Origin of the sequence: Agarivorans sp. Z349TD_8, assembly GCF_050870825.2 — a bacterium.
Lineage (GTDB): Bacteria > Pseudomonadota > Gammaproteobacteria > Enterobacterales > Celerinatantimonadaceae > Agarivorans.
In genome coordinates, this window is the sequence record NZ_CP194037.2 from 3,780,223 (window position 1) to 3,797,187 (window position 16,965).

At 43.7% G+C, this 16,965-nt stretch carries 14 protein-coding genes; 7 read left to right on the top strand and 7 right to left on the bottom strand.

Annotation, left to right across the window (positions count from 1 at the left end):
• Positions 1-87: 87 nt before the first annotated feature.
• The 3 genes from icd to ACRRS1_RS17070 all read left to right on the top strand — a co-directional run bounded on the left by icd (position 88) and on the right by ACRRS1_RS17070 (position 4,880).
• Positions 88-1,341, top strand: coding sequence for an NADP-dependent isocitrate dehydrogenase (gene icd, locus ACRRS1_RS17060; RefSeq protein WP_432467305.1), 1,254 nt, complete (start codon positions 88-90; stop codon positions 1,339-1,341).
• A 334-nt stretch (positions 1,342-1,675) separates the two neighbouring features.
• Entirely contained in the window at positions 1,676-3,166 is a 1,491-nt protein-coding gene (locus tag ACRRS1_RS17065; RefSeq protein WP_432467304.1) for an EAL domain-containing protein, read from the top strand.
• A 199-nt stretch (positions 3,167-3,365) separates the two neighbouring features.
• Entirely contained in the window at positions 3,366-4,880 is a 1,515-nt protein-coding gene (locus ACRRS1_RS17070; protein WP_432467303.1) for an EAL domain-containing protein, read from the top strand.
• Positions 4,881-5,238: 358 nt separating this feature from the next.
• Here the strand turns inward: ACRRS1_RS17070 and ACRRS1_RS17075 are convergent, their stop codons facing one another.
• The gene (locus tag ACRRS1_RS17075; RefSeq protein ID WP_432467302.1) at positions 5,239-5,799 is read right to left on the bottom strand and encodes a hypothetical protein; all 561 of its coding nucleotides are present in this window, start codon (positions 5,797-5,799) and stop codon (positions 5,239-5,241) included.
• Positions 5,800-5,945: 146 nt separating this feature from the next.
• Positions 5,946-6,893, bottom strand: coding sequence for a LysR family transcriptional regulator (locus tag ACRRS1_RS17080; RefSeq protein WP_432467301.1), 948 nt, complete (start codon positions 6,891-6,893; stop codon positions 5,946-5,948).
• Positions 6,894-7,304: 411 nt separating this feature from the next.
• On the opposite strand from ACRRS1_RS17080, the gene ACRRS1_RS17085 reads away from it, so the two are divergent.
• Together ACRRS1_RS17085 and ACRRS1_RS17090 are read left to right on the top strand one after the other, a co-directional pair.
• Entirely contained in the window at positions 7,305-9,077 is a 1,773-nt protein-coding gene (locus ACRRS1_RS17085) for a putative bifunctional diguanylate cyclase/phosphodiesterase (protein ID WP_432467300.1), read from the top strand.
• Positions 9,078-9,160: 83 nt separating this feature from the next.
• Positions 9,161-10,018: an alpha/beta hydrolase gene (locus ACRRS1_RS17090; RefSeq protein WP_432467299.1), complete on the top strand. Its 858-nt coding sequence runs from the start codon at positions 9,161-9,163 to the stop codon at positions 10,016-10,018.
• Here ACRRS1_RS17090 and ACRRS1_RS17095 read toward each other — a convergent pair.
• The 3 genes from ACRRS1_RS17095 to ACRRS1_RS17105 form a co-directional block, all read right to left on the bottom strand.
• A complete protein-coding gene (locus tag ACRRS1_RS17095; RefSeq protein WP_432467298.1) occupies positions 10,011-12,317 on the bottom strand; it encodes an FdhF/YdeP family oxidoreductase in 2,307 nt (768 codons plus the stop codon). The two genes, ACRRS1_RS17090 and ACRRS1_RS17095, sit on opposite strands and share 8 nt — an antisense overlap.
• Positions 12,318-12,327: 10 nt before the next feature.
• On the bottom strand, positions 12,328-13,260 hold the full coding sequence (locus ACRRS1_RS17100; protein ID WP_432467297.1) for a formate dehydrogenase accessory sulfurtransferase FdhD: 933 nt from the start codon (positions 13,258-13,260) through the stop codon (positions 12,328-12,330).
• Positions 13,261-13,557: 297 nt separating this feature from the next.
• Positions 13,558-14,442, bottom strand: a complete 885-nt coding sequence (locus ACRRS1_RS17105; RefSeq protein ID WP_432467296.1) for an endonuclease/exonuclease/phosphatase family protein — start codon at positions 14,440-14,442, stop codon at positions 13,558-13,560.
• A gap of 271 nt (positions 14,443-14,713) precedes the next feature.
• Between ACRRS1_RS17105 and ACRRS1_RS17110 the strand changes: the two genes are divergently transcribed.
• Positions 14,714-14,992: a DUF3634 family protein gene (locus ACRRS1_RS17110; protein ID WP_432451991.1), complete on the top strand. Its 279-nt coding sequence runs from the start codon at positions 14,714-14,716 to the stop codon at positions 14,990-14,992.
• Between the two features lie 13 nt (positions 14,993-15,005).
• On the opposite strand, the gene ACRRS1_RS17115 is transcribed toward ACRRS1_RS17110, so the two are convergent.
• Positions 15,006-15,758, bottom strand: a complete 753-nt coding sequence (locus ACRRS1_RS17115) for a substrate-binding periplasmic protein (protein ID WP_432467295.1) — start codon at positions 15,756-15,758, stop codon at positions 15,006-15,008.
• Between the two features lie 435 nt (positions 15,759-16,193).
• Here ACRRS1_RS17115 and ACRRS1_RS17120 point away from each other — a divergent pair, with 435 nt between their 5' ends.
• Positions 16,194-16,547 (top strand): DUF2750 domain-containing protein, encoded by a 354-nt coding sequence (locus ACRRS1_RS17120; protein ID WP_432451989.1) that lies wholly within the window; start codon positions 16,194-16,196, stop codon positions 16,545-16,547.
• A gap of 233 nt (positions 16,548-16,780) precedes the next feature.
• On the opposite strand, the gene ACRRS1_RS17125 is transcribed toward ACRRS1_RS17120, so the two are convergent.
• On the bottom strand, positions 16,781-16,954 hold the full coding sequence (locus ACRRS1_RS17125) for a PA3496 family putative envelope integrity protein (protein ID WP_432451988.1): 174 nt from the start codon (positions 16,952-16,954) through the stop codon (positions 16,781-16,783).
• Positions 16,955-16,965 lie beyond the last annotated feature (11 nt).

Sequence of the window (16,965 nt, forward strand, 5' to 3'; positions counted from 1 at the left end):
AGTTCACTTCTCGCGGTGACGACAATTGCCCTTGAGCTTCGCCCCAAGTAGAGTAAACATTTGTTGTTACACTCAAAGGCCACTCGAATGGATTACCAACATATTGTCGTTCCCGCTGGCGGAGAAAAAATAACCCTCGACCCACAGCATGGCTTGCAAGTACCCAATACTCCAATTATTGCCTATATCGAAGGCGACGGAATCGGAGTCGATATCACCCCTGTGATGCTTAAGGTGGTCGATGCCGCAGTGGCCAAGGCCTATGGAAAGCAACGTCAGATCATGTGGATGGAGGTATTCAATGGTGAAAAAGCGGCTGCCATGTACGACGGCGATTGGTTTCCACAAGAAACTCTCGGCGCGATTAGAGAACACCGAGTTGCCATAAAGGGACCCCTCACAACCCCCATTGGCGGCGGTTTTCGTTCTCTAAACATTTCGCTTCGCCAAGAAATGGACCTATTCGTTAATATTCGCCCAATCCGCTGGTTTAAAGGCGTGCCCTCCCCACTCAAACATCCTGAACTAAGCGATATGGTGGTTTTTAGAGAGAACTCCGAAGACATTTATAGCGGCATAGAGTGGAAGGCCGATAGTATTGATGCCGAGCGCATCATCGAATTTTTACAACAACAAATGGGCGTGACCAAGTTACGTTTTAGTGAACACTGCGGCATTGGCATTAAACATATTTCAGAGCAGGGCTCCAAGCGACTGATCCGCCACGCCATCCAATATGCCTTAGACCACCAGCGACAATCGGTGACCCTGGTGCATAAAGGCAATATTATGAAGTTCACCGAAGGAGCCTTTAAAAACTGGGGATATGAATTAGCCGAACAAGAATTTGCTGCGCAAAGACATCCCAATGGCTATTGGTTAGAAATCCCGCGTGACGATGGACGAGCACCATTGGTACTAAAAGACGTGATTGCCGATAATATGTTTCAACAAGTCACCTTACATCCAGAGCACTATGATGTAATTGCCACCATGAACCAAAATGGCGATCTACTGGCCGATGCGCTAGCCGCCCATGTCGGCGGTATAGGCATTGCCCCTGGCGCTAATTTAAGTAGTGAAGTGGCCTTTTTCGAACCCACCCATGGCACGGTCCCACGTCTAGCGGGGCAAGATAAGGTTAATCCTTGCTCAATTATTCTATGCGCCCAAATGATGCTGAAACACATTGGTTGGACGGAAGCCGCACAACTGATTAGCCAAGGCGTAGAGGGGGCCATTGCGGCCCGCACCGTCACCTACGACTTTGCCCGAATGATTGAGCAAGCCAGCGAAGTCAGTTGTTCTGAATTCGGCGTGGCAGTGATCAAACATATGTAAAATATCAAGGGATAAAGGCATTTACCTTCTGACAGTCTGGGGAGTCGTCCGACTGGAGGTCTTGAATACAGGTACTCTCAACGATGTCTAAAAGTGATCCATCTCACAAAGTACTACTTATTCCAAAACCACCTTTGTTGCCCACGATAGTAAACTGGACTTCGCTCTTTATGACCCAAGATGGTGTTCAAGCGCGAATACTGATACATGAGCAATTGAGCAAGCACTCAAAACTGATAATTAATTAACTTAAGAGTGAATATTTATGTCAACATAGTAAATTTATAATACAAAATTAATAACCTTCACTATGCAATTATCAAGCTATATTCACATGAGAAGCTTTATTTGGAGTTCAAACCTAATTGGACTCGCTTTCATCTGTATATTTGCGTATCAAGACATCGAAGACAAAGCGAGCACGCACTCCGCATCGATCTACCGACAACTCAATTCAATGATGAGTGAGGTAAAAGACTTATATAGCACTTCATTTAAAGATATCCATTTACCCGAAGACTGCCCTCTGTTTATCCAGCAGGCAACCAATACCATACTCAACAGCTCGGTGGTGAGAAGTGTTAGCTGGGTGTATCAGAAAACATTACTCTGCAGTAGCTTACCCAATTATCAAAGCGTGTCACTTTCCCCCAAATACAGTGCGGCCCAGCATCAACAGATATTTTTTGTTCCGCAGACCATCTTTAGTGTTAATTCTCAGATTGCAGAAAAAGGGGTGGTACTGATAACGATCCCGGTATCAAACGAGCACTATATTTATTTTGGCATACATCCTCAGCATCTCATGGGGCTGTTAGAAAATGTTGAAGCAAACTTTAATAGTTACTTAACGCTAGGAGATTACATTTTTAGTCGTTCATCTATCAGCCAAGTCCAAATGTTCAAAAAACTGGCTAAGCCACGTTATAGCAATGACTTATTTCAGGTCTATTATCAATATTCATTAAAAACTTATCTGCAATACCTCTTCAACAAATTCGGCATACTCATGGCACTATGGCTCATTATCAGCACTGTTGGAGCAAGAGCAGTTTATAACTATATCGACACCTTCAATTGGCTAAGTTTTAGTATTTCACGAGCCATAAAAAATAAGCACTTTACCGCTTATCTACAGCCCGTATTTGATGCCTCAGGCCTGCCAATTGGCGGTGAAGTGCTAGTGCGCTGGCAACATCCAAATAAAGGACTGATTTTGCCGAGTGACTTTGTTGGCGTCGCAGAAAAAACAGGGCAAATCAGTGCCATTAGTGGTCAATTATTTCAACAAGTGAGTATCGCCTTAAACAATATTCCCGAGGTCAATCGTAAGCCCTTACATATCGCCTTCAACATCTGTCCGATCCAATTAACCGAGCCCGTTTTTTTTACCGATTGCCAGCACTTTATCGAAAACTTTGCCAAATATGGCTATGTTTTGATCGTTGAACTCACGGAACGTGAAGAACTCCCCAATGGCGATGAGTATCTTGTCGCGATCGAACGATTGAAATCAATCGGCGTGAAAATGGCCCTCGATGATTTTGGTACTGGCCATTGTTCTCTCAAATATCTACATCAAATCGACACTGATTATTTAAAAATTGACCGGAGTTTTGTGCAAGCGATCCACGATGCCCACAAAATAGAGTTACTAGAAAATATTATCGACCTCGCTCAGCGCCTAAAAGTGCAAACGATTGCCGAAGGTATAGAACAACAGTGTGAGCTCGATTTTCTGCTCAGTCGAGGGGTAAACTATTATCAAGGCCACTACTTTGATAGACCGCTCGCGCTCGCAGCGTTTATCCAAAAATATGGTTAATTGATCAAGGTAAACGGTTTTTTGCTACCTTATGCTGCGTAATAATAATTTTGCGAGATCTTACAATTATTTTACAGTGTGAGCGATCAGCGATACGAACAGATAAGAACGGCGACATCATCGACAATAAATTAACTTGCATATCATCGTTTATATCAACATAGTATGTAAAAAAGATAAAGCGCCGCACATCGTCACTATGCAATTATCGACCTATATCAGTAGCAGAACCTTTATTTGGATTTCGAACTTTTTTGGACTCGCTTTCATCTGCCTGTTAGCCTACCAAAATGTTGAGAATGAAGGGATGGCCCACTCCGCCGCCATCTACCAACAACTCAATTCAATGACCAAAGATATGAATAACTTTTATGAGTATTCATTTAAAGATATGCAAATGCCCAAGGATTGCCCGTTGTTTAAGGCTCGAGCAGAAAATGCGGTATTAAGTAGCTCCAATATAAGAAGTATCAGTTGGGTAAATCAACAACAAATACAATGCAGCACACTACCGAACTATCAAGATATTAAGCTCTCGAACAATAATCATGCTGCGCAATCAAAACGGATGTTTTTTGTCCCTTCAACTATCTTTGACGTCTATGATCAAGAGCAAGAAAAAGGCGTGGTACTAATTGCCATCCCAGTTTCCGGTAGCAACTTTATCGATTTTGGAATACACCCAAAGCATATCAAAGAAATGCTGGAGAATGTGGAAGGCAACTTCAATAGCTATTTAAGGATCAACGATTACATTTTTAGTCACACCAGCGTCGTCAAGGTAGAGGACTTCAATACGCTACCTCAAGCCAGTTATGGCAATGACTTATTTCAAGTGTACTACCAGTACTCCCTAAAAACTTATGTACACTACGTGTTCAACAAATTTGGTCTTATGATAGCGCTATGGCTGGTCATTTGTAATATAGGTGCAAGGGCGGTTTATAAATATATCGATGCCTTTAATTGGCTAAGTTTTAGTATTTCACGAGCCATAAAAAATAAGCACTTTACCGCTTATCTTCAACCAGTGATTGATGCCTCTGGAAAGCTGAATGGCGCAGAGGTATTGGTGCGTTGGCAGCATCCTACCAAGGGGCTAATATTGCCCGCAGACTTTGTCTCTATCGCCGAAAAAAGTGGTCAAATTAGTGCCATTAGCTCACTATTATTTGAACAAGTGACTACCGCTCTGATCAACATTCCAGTCGCCAACCGTAAGCCCTTACATATCGCATTCAACATCTGCCCTGTGCAATTAACAGAACCCGCATTTTTTGTGGAGTGCGAACGTTTCATCAAGAACTTCGCCGAAGATGGACACACGCTCATCATTGAGATCACCGAGCGTGAAGAACTCCCCAATGACATGCTGTATTTCACCGCGATTGATAAGCTAAAGTTAATCGGCGTAAAAATTGCTCTCGATGATTTTGGCACGGGGCACTGTTCATTAAAGTATTTACATCAAATCGACACCGACTACTTAAAAATAGACAGGAGCTTTGTACAAGCAATTCATGATACTCATAAAATCAAATTGCTGGAAAATATTATCGATCTGGCCCAACGTCTGAAAGTACAAACCATCGCCGAAGGTATTGAGCAGCAGAGTGAACTGGATTATCTACTCAGTCGTGGTGTTAATGCTTATCAAGGTTACTATTTTGACAAACCGCTACCACTCGTAGAATTTATGAAAAAATATACTTAGAATATGCTCAATGAAGAATAGCTCATCAAAGGCATATAGCGCATACATATATATGCACTCACCGCTGTTTTACAGTTGATCAATCACCACAAGTATGCCCTTCCTATAAGCGCTTCGCTGACACCGCCGGTTAAGCTTGTATGTGATTTTTCAGCCATTTAGTGAAGATTAGATTGGCACCCGCAACCGTCTTCGCTATATCGTTCTCGGCAAAGAAGATAATAAAGCTGTAAAAATAGTCAATTGCGGTGTCCGAAGAATTCAATTCAAGGCTTTTACGTGTTTATCTGCGTCGCTCACAAGAGGACCTCTCGGCTTACCGCAATAAAAAACGTGCACTCAGCAAAATTCAACAGCCCTATGCATGGCTCACTAAAGACCCTTCCGAAAAAGTAGCTTGCTGACGAGCTTGTGCAATACAGGCCACATTATCTAATGGAGGTAATACCTCAACTTGCACATCACTCAGATTCATTAACTGCTGAGCACGCTTAAACAATGCTTCCATCAGAACAGCCTCTAATGGCTTGCTCGTACTTAAGGACAATACCCATCCACGCTGATGAGCAATCATCGCGGTCAATAGCGCATCAAAAATACAACTTGGGATCGCACAGCTGTGTTGATCCAGTACCGCCTTACTACTACCGCGACTAATATTAATTGCCGTGGACATCGTTAAACTTTGCTGACACCGAGAGAGGTGTTCATCACAGCTCATCTCCTGACTATTTTGATTTAAGCGTCGATAACGAGGGCCAAATTCGTCGACCAAAATGGCTAAGGCTTCAAGAAAGTCATCCACAGCCTCCCCCTCATGACTTGAGAGTTGTTGTTCGACAAACACAAGTAACGACCCGTCAATAAAAAGCTCATCTCGATGTTGGTAACCTTGAGTGCTTTGGGGTGATATATTCATGGTTAACTTCCTTATACTAATCATTATTCTGTTGTGTTGAATCAAGCGCCGCTCAACCAAGCTTCACCTTTAAGGTAACGCCCATACACAACTAAATAAAATTTTACTTTTCAATATAAGGTATAGATTTTATGAATAGTAATCGCTCAACGGTCAACCACAGTACTCGCAAAGGTCGATAACGAACGCCGCAACCATTGATGCGCCTTCGAATGTTGCAGCAAAGGACTCCAAATCATCTTAATTTCTATGGGGACAATTTGAAATGGGACTCGAACCAATCGTAACTGAGGATCATCTTTGTATAACATGGCCTGACGGCGAGGCAGTGTCGCAATCAGCTTAGGTTGCCTCAACAGCCAAGATGTAAGGCCATAGTGACGAGTATAAACTCGAATATTGCGCGTTTTATCCAGTTGCGCGAGCGCTTCATCAACCCACGAAAATTGCTGCCCTCCTCTATTGTTCGCAAGCGAAGTTTCCGCTCCCCAACCCGTTTGGTTTACCCAGATGTGTTCTGCCGTCAAATAGCTGTCTAGATCGAGCGCCTGCGCATAAGGATGCTCCTGATGTACTAAACAGCAAAAGTTGTCACGCCAAATACTCGATTGATGAAAAGTCTTCGGTAAACTGGTAAAGCGGTTCAAGGCTAAATCAATGTGGCCCTTTTCCATATCGGCCAGTCCAATATCACCCGGTCCATACAAGTCGAAACTAAGATTGGGCGCGCACTCTAACAAACTTTGAATAAATGGTGCTAACAAGGCTGCCTCAATATAATCGTTACACATGACACGAAACGTAAGCCGACTTTGTGCGGGCGAGAAGTCTTTATCTGGCTGAGTTATTTTTTCCGCCAGACTCAATAAACTCACGATCTCAGGTTTCAATTTGGTCGCTTTTTCGGTGGGACTCATCCCTTCTGCTGTACGCACCAGCAAAGGATCATCGAACAGCTCACGCAAACGCTTTAAAGCATTACTCATGGTAGGCTGAGTCAAAGCAAGCTTATTCGCCGCACGAGAGACGTTACGCTCTTCTAATAGCACATTTAAATACACCAAAAGATTCAGATCGACCTTCTTGATATTCATTTTGCATATGCCTTTCAAAAAAACTATTAGTGATTTCTATTATTAACGGCGACAAAGCTTAGAGTAAAGCGATGATTGCTAGCTTTCACACATTAGGTCTATGCTTTGTTTGAACACCAAAAGATTCATTTAATCATCAGCCAGTAAAGCTTCGAGATTAAAGGCTGATAAGTAACAGCAGGGTAAAATTTATTCGTCTACTTGGCGATCTATTTTGATTAAATAACAACCTAAAGGTAAACAACCATCAATCAGGACCAACTCATCGCTCATAGCCAACGAGATGCGGCTAATTTACTCTATGACAACGCTTTTTCGGGAGTATCGATTTCAATAATTGCCTCCTGCATACTCGTGTTCGCCTTTAATATCCCCCAAATTGAATCGTTTAAACATGCTTGGTGGCTACTCATGAGCAGTTTGTTATTGTTGCGTTTAATCGATTTATGGTGGTGGAAACGTCACCAGCAAAGTACCAAACTCGATGAAGTAAAAGCGATTCAACGCTTTATTATCGGTGCCAATCTAACCGCTTTAATGTGGTCGACCTATATTGTGTATATTATAAGCAGTGAATACAGCTCAGATCTCGATCTAAGCACACATATGATTATCGTTGCAGCAATGGCTGGAGGCTCGGCCACGACGCTGGCTGGACATAAATATACCGCCATGTTTTATGCGTCGAGCACGGTTGCGTTTCCAGCCTTAGCGCTGTTGCTATCAGGTCAGTACGAACGACAAATCTTAGGCATGTTAGGTATTATTTGCAGCTTAGCGATGTTAGTCGTTGCCAAACGCAATGCAGCATTCACTCAGCAAGCAATTATGCTCAAAAACCAAAATGTCACCTTAGTCCAACAGATGGAAAAAAAAGTAGAACAACGCACACGGACTATTTACCAGTTGTCGAATCTAGACCCACTCACCGGTCTATTTAATCGCTCCGCATTTTTACAGCATTTAGCACAACAACTTCAACAAAGTGCCCAAGCCAAGCAACACCTCGCGCTGCTATTTATTGACCTAGATGGCTTCAAAAAAATTAACGATGCCATCGGTCACGACACCGGAGATCAGGTGCTGACCAATACCGCGACTCGATTAAAACAATTAGCCACCAACCAACAATTACTTTGTCGTTGGGGCGGCGATGAATTTCTATTGGCACTAGAAAATAGCGACCATCAACCCGCCATTGCATTAGCAAATAAGGTGATACAAACACTCTCAGAGGCCTATAGCTTTGAAAATAATCGTTTATCGGTGGGCGCTACGGTCGGGATCGCTTTTTATCCTGAACATGCCCAAGATGAACACAGTCTTATCCGTTTAGCCGATACAGCGATGTATGCGCAAAAAAAACTAAGTCCTTCTACAGTGGGCCTATTTTCGCAACAATTAGAGCAGAAAATTCACCGAGAATTACGCCTGAAAGATGGACTGAGTCAGGCCATCGATAAACAACAATTCAGTTTAGTGTTTCAGCCTATTTTACGCTCTTCTGATAAACAAATAGTATCCTTCGAAGCGCTAATCCGCTGGCAATTTAATGGTGAATGGATTTCACCCGATGAATTCATTAGTATTGCCGAGCAATATGGATTAATTAGCAAAATAGGCGTCTGGGTGTTAAATTCAGCCTGCCAAGAAGCCTCTCTTTGGCCCGCCCAACAGCAATTCGGTGTGTGTGTGAACGTATCAGTCATACAACTTCAAGATCAAGATTTTATTGAGATTGTTGAGCACGCATTAAGTGCTAGTCAATTAAAGCCTGAACAACTACATATCGAGATGACCGAATCAGTTTTCACCTCCGATATTGTGCTGCTCTCGCAGCAAATTAAAGATCTACAAGATAAGGGAATAAAAGTTTCTATCGATGATTTTGGTACGGGTTATTCTTCATTATCAATAATGCAAGACTTAGCGGTTAATACCGTGAAAATTGACCGCTCATTTGTCAGTCGTATGGAAACCAATGGCTATGCCATCATTAAAGCCGTGATGCATATTGCCAAGTCCCTGAACCACAGCGTGGTTGCCGAAGGCATAGAAACCGAACGACAAATGAATCAATTAACCGAGTTAGGGGTTGATTACCTGCAAGGCTATTACTTCGCAAAACCCTTGCCTGTCGAACAAGTTAGACAACTGATAGAACCATCCAAGCTAAATCACTGAGCCTGGTACCCAATTAAAGCTCAATAAAACCAACTGATCCTTTCATGATAAGCCTCCGTAAATGTTATAAACGGAGGAATGCGATGCGCCTTATATTTATCAGCTTGTTATTTCTAAGTCTTAGCGGCTGCTCAAACAAACTCTTCTTTTCCCCTTCAAAACCGGACACCATCAATCCAGAAGTTCGTTGGATGAAGTCTCGTTCCGGTAACGATATCGCCTATCTGTGGCTTCCTCGCAGTCAACAGCTTGAACCTGCAGGCATCATCGCCCACTTTCATGGCAACAGTGGGCACATGGAACAAACCAAAGAAAAAGTTGATTGGTTAATCGAACACGGCTACGACGTCATGGTTTTTGATTACTCTGGTTTCGGCCACTCTAGTGGTCAAGTCAGTGACCAAGCTGCCTATTTAGACGCGCTTAGTATATTAGATTACTTTGAGCAGCTTGCGCTCCAGTCGCAACAAGCCAGCTTTATTATTGCGACTTCCACCGGCGGTAATATTTTGATGAGAGCCTTAGCTGATAACCCAATTCAAATCGACGGTATGATTATCGATTCATCCTTTAGTAGCTATGTTGAAGAAACCAAATACATCCTAAATAAAGGTAAGTTAAGTCAGCTTTATGCTTGGCTGGCAGGTTGGTTAATGCGGGATGACTACGCCAGTGCTGAGTCACTGTCTCGGCTCCCAGGACTCAACTCGCTGGTGATTCATTGTGCTTCAGATCAAGTGGTCCCTATCGAAGCTGGAGAAACGATTTACCAGCAACTTAAAGGCAACAAGGATTTTTGGCGGCTCGAGTCCTGCGCGCATGCGCGAGCCCTGACCCGTGACCATCCCGAACATCAGCAACGAATCATCCGCTGGCTAGCGACCTCGCGAGAAAGCGACACGGCAACGCTAGACCAACAATTTGCCAACAATCTCAACTAAGCGCAATCGCAATCTCCGAGTCGGCCGACGTAGTCAACACCACTGCCACGGATTTAGAGGTGGGCGTGTCACTCAGGTCGCCCTTGCTCATTAGGGGAACAAGCGGATTTGCCTCTGGAAAATAAGCAGCAACATTCCCTTGTGGAATATCATATGCGATCAGTTTAAAACCCTTCACCTTGCGTTCAATATTATCGGCCCAGAGGGTTTCAATATTAACCAGAGCTCCTTCTTTAAAGCCAAGTTCAGCAATATCGAGCGGGTTAATAAATAATACCTCTCGCTCATCGTAGATCCCCCGATAACGGTCTGCAAAACCATAAATAGTGGTATTGTATTGATCATGAGAACGCAAAGTTTGTAACACAAAAATACGATTATCACTCAAGGCTCGCACTTCAGCACTAATAATATTTTCGGGGAGTGAATGACAGCTGATTTGAGCTCGATTAGTCGCGGTGTTCCAAATTCGTCGACGCGCGCTATTACCTAAATAGAAACCACCAGGTTGCTGTAGGTTCTGATTAAAACGTTCAAAACCAGGAATCGTTTGCTCAATGAGATCCCGGATCCGATCATAGTCTTCCACCAGCGACAACCAATCAACTGGCGAAGCCCCAAAGGCCGCATTGGCAATACCAGCAATAATCGCGGGCTCAGAGCGCATATGTTCACGACTTTCATCAATTAATCCAGCAGAAGCATGAACCATTGAAAAGGAGTCTTCAACCGTCACTCGCTGTGGACCTGCGAGTTGCTCATCGACATCTGTGCGACCTAAGCAAGGTAAAATGAGAGACTGTTGACCAGGGGTAACATGAGTACGATTGAGTTTGGTGGCGATGCTCACCGTGAGCTCACAGTTAGCCAAGGCTTGAGTACTTAATGCCGTATCAGGCGCGGCAGCAACAAGGTTTCCACCGAGTCCAATAAAAACCTTACTTTTCCCTTTGAGCATCGCCGTTAAAGCCTGCACTACATTGTGCCCCGGTTTCTTTGGTGGCGTAAAGCCAAACACCTGCTCAATGCTTTCAAGAAAGGCGCTGCTGGGACGTTCATTAATGCCCATCGTTCGATCGCCTTGCACATTCGAGTGACCACGTACTGGACACAGACCTGCACCATCTTTACCAATCTGACCAAATAAGAGTTGCAGGTTGGTTAATTCATGGATGGTGGCTACTGAATGTTTGTGTTGAGTAATTCCCATGGCCCATGCAATGATCACTCGATCTGACTGATGATAGATATCTGCAGCCGATTCAATTTGGGCTTGGCTGAGCCCCGATTGCTCAACAATCTTCTGCCAAGAAGTCTGTTCGACTTCAATCAAGTAACTTTCTAAACCTTGAGTATGTTGCTTAATAAAATTCAAATCGAATACACTATCGCCGTGCAGCAGGGCCTGCTGATGACGCGCCAACAACACCTTAACTATCCCCCGAACCGCTGCCATATCACCACCTAACTTAGGAGTGAAATAATGACTGGTAGTTGGACTTGAGCCGCCGCTAAGCATTTCTGCTGGTTTTTGAGGATTGGCAAAACGCTCCAATCCACGCTCTTTTAAATTATTAAAGGCCACCACCTTGGCACCACGATGCGTTGCGTGAGCCAGTGTTTCGAGCATTCGCGGGTGATTGGTTCCAGGATTCTGACCAAACAAAAAAATGGCATCAGCCATCTCAAAATCTTCAATGGTCACAGTGCCCTTACCAGTGCCAATACTGCTACTAAGCGCATAACCACTAGCTTCGTGACACATATTTGAACAATCAGGGAAATTATTTGTGCCCAAACGACGGCCGAACAGCTGATATAAAAATGCCGCTTCATTACTCGCTCGTCCAGAGGTATATAGCTCGGCTTGATTAGGGTTTTCCAAGCGATGCAAATGCTTTGCAATCAATTGAAAAGCCTCATCCCAAGCAATCGCTTGGTAGTGACCACTCTGCGAGTTATAAACCACGGGTTCCGCTAAACGACCTTGATATTCCAAAAAGTAATCACTCTGCTTGGCAAGCCAAGCCACCGAATGCTCAGCAAAAAATTGGGCATTCACGCGACGCGACGAAGCCTCCCAATTCACCGCTTTAGCACCATTCTCACAGAAACGAAAAGTGGCCCGGTTGCCCTTTTCTCCCCAAGCACAACCGGGACAATCAAAGCCATGGTCTTGATTGGTCTTTAACAAGGTTTTTAAATTTTTGGCTACATTCTCACTTTTAACAAGATGTTTTGCTGTACTCGCTAAGGCAGCCCAGCCTCCCGCCGCCCCCGTATAAGGTTTATGACTCATCAATATTCACCTACTTATATTTAATCCGCCAAGGCGCGTGATACACGTTAAACTGCTTTGTTTTGGTAAAACCAATTAAACTAATATTAAACTGCCGTGCCACCGCTAAGGCTAGACTCGATGGTGCCCCTACCGCGACCACCACTGGAATATTAGCGCGTACTACTTTTTGCATTAACTCAAAACTCACCCGACCACTTAACACTAAAACCGAGCGCTCGGAATAACAGTCCTGTAATAACAACTGCCCCAACACTTTATCGACGGCATTATGTCGACCGATATCTTCTTCTACAATGAACCACTGCTGATCCGCGAAATACCCCGCACCATGCACAGCTCCTGTTTGAGGATAAAGCGTTTGTAAACCTTGTAGCTGACTAGGCAGTTGATAAAGCAACTGCTCATCGAGCCATTCAGCGCGACAATCGATGCTCGCTTGATGACTTAATGCCAGAGCTTGAACACTACTTTTACCACATAAGCCACAACTGGAATAGCTGGCAAAGTTACGCTGTAAAATAGACCAATCAGGCACCAAGCCTTTAACTAGCTGCACTTCTATATGATTGGTTTGGTTTAGCGTGGCGTCCGCTTCGCTCACAAACTGTAGCGCCTCGATCTCGTCAAGACGACTAATAATGTTTTGACTAAACAATAAACCGATGACAAGCGCTAAATCATCACCGGGCGTGCGCATCGTTAAGCTCAGTTGTCTTGTTTGATAACATTGTTGCTTCGGGCAATAAGATGTCAAATTCAGCAGCAGAGGCTCTTCGATAGCGATTAAATCGGGACATAAAATCGGCTCAGCTTCGCGAGTATCATTAAAGCGCATCAGCGAAACATCACCAAGCCCGTGCTCTAAAATAGTGCTGTGGGATAATTGCTCGGGCATTGCAGAAAGGCAAGCCCACTGAGAACGGCGTTTAGGCTTTAACATAGATTACCTGCTGTAAGATACGAGTCCGAGCGAACACTCTCGACTGCTACACTAGGGCCTGTTGAATTTGAGTATCGATCTTCTCTTCCAGATAAAAACAAGCGCCAAAGCTCGACGACCACTAATCTACAGGTTAATCAAAAGCCTAGGCCAAGGCTAGTGCTTTTATCAACATTACATCAAGTTATGAACTAGTTAACAACTTATGAATCAGTAAGATAACCAAGTCCTTACTCACAGCTTTAAACAAACACCATAACCGCGGCTCTGCTTGCGCTTCACAAGCTTATTGGTTCACTATTTTCTTGGCCTAAGTTCAAGCATCACCGCTGCATGATCACTGGCTTGACTGTCGATGGAAAAATCGGCGTGAGTGAGATGACGATCAAAGCATTGATAGCGCACAACTTCGGCCATTTGTTGCTGATAATCTGGGGCAAACTCTGCCGACAACAAAATATAATCAAGTACACTGCCTTGCCCTCCCCAGTAATGAGTGGCAGACCGCAAGTCGGTCTGCAGACTTAAAGCAAAACCATCATGCAAACGCCAAGTATTTTCCACTCCTACATTATGAGGCTGGGGACAATCAAAAATATGCGCTAGCGCTCCCGCCGACAAGTCATCATTAAAGTCTCCCATGATGATCACTGGCTCAACCTTATGGCGACGACAAGCAACAATATCTTGTAGTAATAAACGAACTTCTTTTGCCCGCAAATTATCTGCCTTCCAGCGCCCAAGATACTCATCAATATCACTAATCGGCTCAGGTAAGTCATCTAGCATCGGTCGTTTAGATTTTAGATGCAGCACGTAACATTTAACCCAGGCAATCCCTGGCAGCTTTATTCTCGCCACTAGCGGCTGTCGGCTAAATTGCTCAGATCTTGCACTTTGATACAAACTCACTTGCCGCAAAGGATACTTACTGGCCAAAGCTAAGCCGGGTTTACGATAAACATAACTTGACTCATCTAAAACGCTAGCAGTCGCCAGGAAATAGGGATAGCCTAATTGCTGACACTGCAGCGCGAGCGCCTCTGCGCTAAATACCTCTTGAAAAGCCATCACATCGGGCTGAGCTTGATGAATCAAGCCCATTAACCACGCTTGCTTTTGCTGCCACTGCTGGCTATCGAGGATATTATCAAACTCGTAGGCAGCATAAGGCGGCGCCACATAGTTCAATAAATTGAGACTTAAAATTTTGATACAGATTCCTTAGTGCTTGGTGTTGCCTATTGCCACCGAGCCTGCTGAGCGCCCCTTCATCACGAACGTCCTATAAGCTTAAATAGCTTTGAGACTAAAAGTAAGTACAAACTTCAAATCAAAATAAAAGGTTCCCCTCACAACCGCCATGGATAGACTACAGATACCTAAGTGGCCACTGGCAATATAGTTTTGTTATGATAAGAAGCAATATCGATAAATCAGAAAGTGGGGATAGATGTTAAAAGCAATCAGTGCAGCATTTGTCATAAAAATCGATGGGATCCGAGTTGAGGTGACAAAAGGCCGAGTGCCCGAGTACTTTATTCGTGAAATAAAACTACTTCAAGGCAATAGCGGCGCCATCAACGGTAAACTCTATGGCATGCGCCGAGGACGACAAATAAATTTAGAGTGTTCATCTTCGATCCCGGACAACATCTTACAACGCCTGCGTAATGTATGGCGTCCCAATCCGGACCCAAGCAATAATAATCAAGGTCGGCTGCGCCACTAATCAATCCGCTAAATCACTCCAGACTTGGCTCATCATCAATCGGCGTGGCGATATTACGAGATTGATAAAAATCATCGATCACCTGTCTGATTTCACCGGAATCGGTTAAACCTTGCAATAACGCGTCTAATTGCTCCCTTTCGACATACAAACTTGAACGCTTAGAAATAGCAATATACACCGGCGTATCATTCCCCCCCTGAAAGCTGGCAAGTTTAAAGCGACCCTTCCAAACCTTGCCATTAAGAGCAAAATGTCGACCGACTTCACCAACAATACAAGCATCCAGCCGATTACGATATAACAGTTCTAAGCAAGCACTATTGTCATTTAAACTCACCTTAGTCATTTTGCTATCATGATCAAAAGGTTCGAAATAACTGGCACCTAACTTAACCCCAACTCTCAAGGCATACAGGTCCTTATAGCGAGCTAAAGGTAGTAATTCCTGCTTTCGCAAGACAAAGAAATGGCGAGAAGAATCTAGATAAGGGGGCTTCAAAAAATAAAGTGATTTCTCACGGTCCTTGGTTTTATGCAGACCAGCACTAATATCAATACTTCCCAACTCTAAGCTTCGCAAACGGCGAGCGAAGGGAAGGTAATGATTCACACTAGTCACACCCGATGCTTTTATAAACATGTCCATAATCGCTTGGCTTAAAATATATTGCTTATTTGAACGGCCAACCTGCCAACTTGACTGAGCAGCATGAGTCTTATTTGCCACCGTTAGCAATAAAACGACCCAGATTACCTTCCGCATGACTGAATGATGTTCCTTTGCATATAAAGAAAGCCAGTGAGTCACTACTATTAGTGACAAGCCCGCACGAAGTCAATCCTGTAATATATAAATTCGCTATATCGAGCTAACAAAATGGATTTTGCTACTCAAATTTCGATAACCTAATCTCGCTAGATTATATTTCAGCCAGCAGTAAACCCCTCCTATCCGGCTAAACACACAAAATCTCCAACCCTTAAACGAGTCCAAATTAGGCAGAATATTTAATAAGCATCAGAAATATCCCTTACCGTAAAAGTATTCCGCTCAAAACATCGGCCAAAACGCCCACCAGCTAGCTTGCTTGTTAACTGGGATGGTATTGCGACTTCGACAGCAAAATATATATAGATAATAGTTGCCTAAAATCACGCAATCGACGACGATCTACAATCAATAATTTGGGAGCAATAAATGTCTACTTCAGAAAACAACCTATCAGACTTTAGCAAGGCCGTGATTAAAGCTGGCGAGCTTTGGGTACTTAGTGCCGACGACGAGTTTGTAGTCGTTGATTCCATTAATTATGAAAATACCGACGTGATGCCATTGTTTTCAACGGCGGCCAAGGCTCAAGCCCTATGCCTTGATGATTGGAGTGAATACCAGGTTGTTTCCATCAATTTAGAAGAGTTTTTTGAACAATGGTTGCCAAACTTAGACGAAGACAAAGTCTTAGTGGCCATCGATCTCGATGAAAATTTAGTTGGCGAAGAAATCGAAGCCTTTCATTTAGCCAAACAGTTAGCAGCAGATGACGCAAAATGACCGCCAAATAAAGGCGCCCCAGAGATGACTAAAACGCCACTTAACAGTGGCGTTTCTTATGCTGTGGCGTAGGCCTTTCAAGCCAACTGGCAATCTAAAATCAATGATTGCCAGAGACGTACACAGCTAACGCTCACTCAGCAGCCCAAGCGACGCTATCTAAAAGCATCCTCTTGAGTTTAATTGGATGCACTTTCGCCGCCCACAAGCCAAGCTAAGCTGATCACGCAACTTTACGAAAAGTCGACAAAATCTGCTATATAGTTATCTAGCTGCTTTTTCTCGTTATATTCATCGATACGTCGGCGAACCCGAACATCACTTTTGGCTTTCTTGTTCTGCTTTGAATACTGAGCCTTATCTTCTAAGTCCCATTCATCTATATCATCAAACTGTGAGTATTTCATGACTCTTCAAC

Bases quoted from the DNA above. Each gene is read 5' to 3' on its own strand.
- icd (WP_432467305.1), top strand. From the start codon at position 88: ATGGATTACCAACATATTGTCGTTCCCGCTGGCGGAGAAAAAATAACC.
- ACRRS1_RS17065 (WP_432467304.1), top strand. From the start codon at position 1,676: ATGAGAAGCTTTATTTGGAGTTCAAACCTAATTGGACTCGCTTTCATC.
- ACRRS1_RS17070 (WP_432467303.1), top strand. From the start codon at position 3,366: ATGCAATTATCGACCTATATCAGTAGCAGAACCTTTATTTGGATTTCG.
- ACRRS1_RS17075 (WP_432467302.1), bottom strand. From the start codon at position 5,799: ATGAATATATCACCCCAAAGCACTCAAGGTTACCAACATCGAGATGAG.
- ACRRS1_RS17080 (WP_432467301.1), bottom strand. From the start codon at position 6,893: ATGAATATCAAGAAGGTCGATCTGAATCTTTTGGTGTATTTAAATGTG.
- ACRRS1_RS17085 (WP_432467300.1), top strand. From the start codon at position 7,305: ATGAGCAGTTTGTTATTGTTGCGTTTAATCGATTTATGGTGGTGGAAA.
- ACRRS1_RS17090 (WP_432467299.1), top strand. From the start codon at position 9,161: ATGCGCCTTATATTTATCAGCTTGTTATTTCTAAGTCTTAGCGGCTGC.
- ACRRS1_RS17095 (WP_432467298.1), bottom strand. From the start codon at position 12,317: ATGAGTCATAAACCTTATACGGGGGCGGCGGGAGGCTGGGCTGCCTTA.
- ACRRS1_RS17100 (WP_432467297.1), bottom strand. From the start codon at position 13,260: ATGTTAAAGCCTAAACGCCGTTCTCAGTGGGCTTGCCTTTCTGCAATG.
- ACRRS1_RS17110 (WP_432451991.1), top strand. From the start codon at position 14,714: ATGTTAAAAGCAATCAGTGCAGCATTTGTCATAAAAATCGATGGGATC.
- ACRRS1_RS17115 (WP_432467295.1), bottom strand. From the start codon at position 15,758: ATGCGGAAGGTAATCTGGGTCGTTTTATTGCTAACGGTGGCAAATAAG.
- ACRRS1_RS17120 (WP_432451989.1), top strand. From the start codon at position 16,194: ATGTCTACTTCAGAAAACAACCTATCAGACTTTAGCAAGGCCGTGATT.
- ACRRS1_RS17125 (WP_432451988.1), bottom strand. From the start codon at position 16,954: ATGAAATACTCACAGTTTGATGATATAGATGAATGGGACTTAGAAGAT.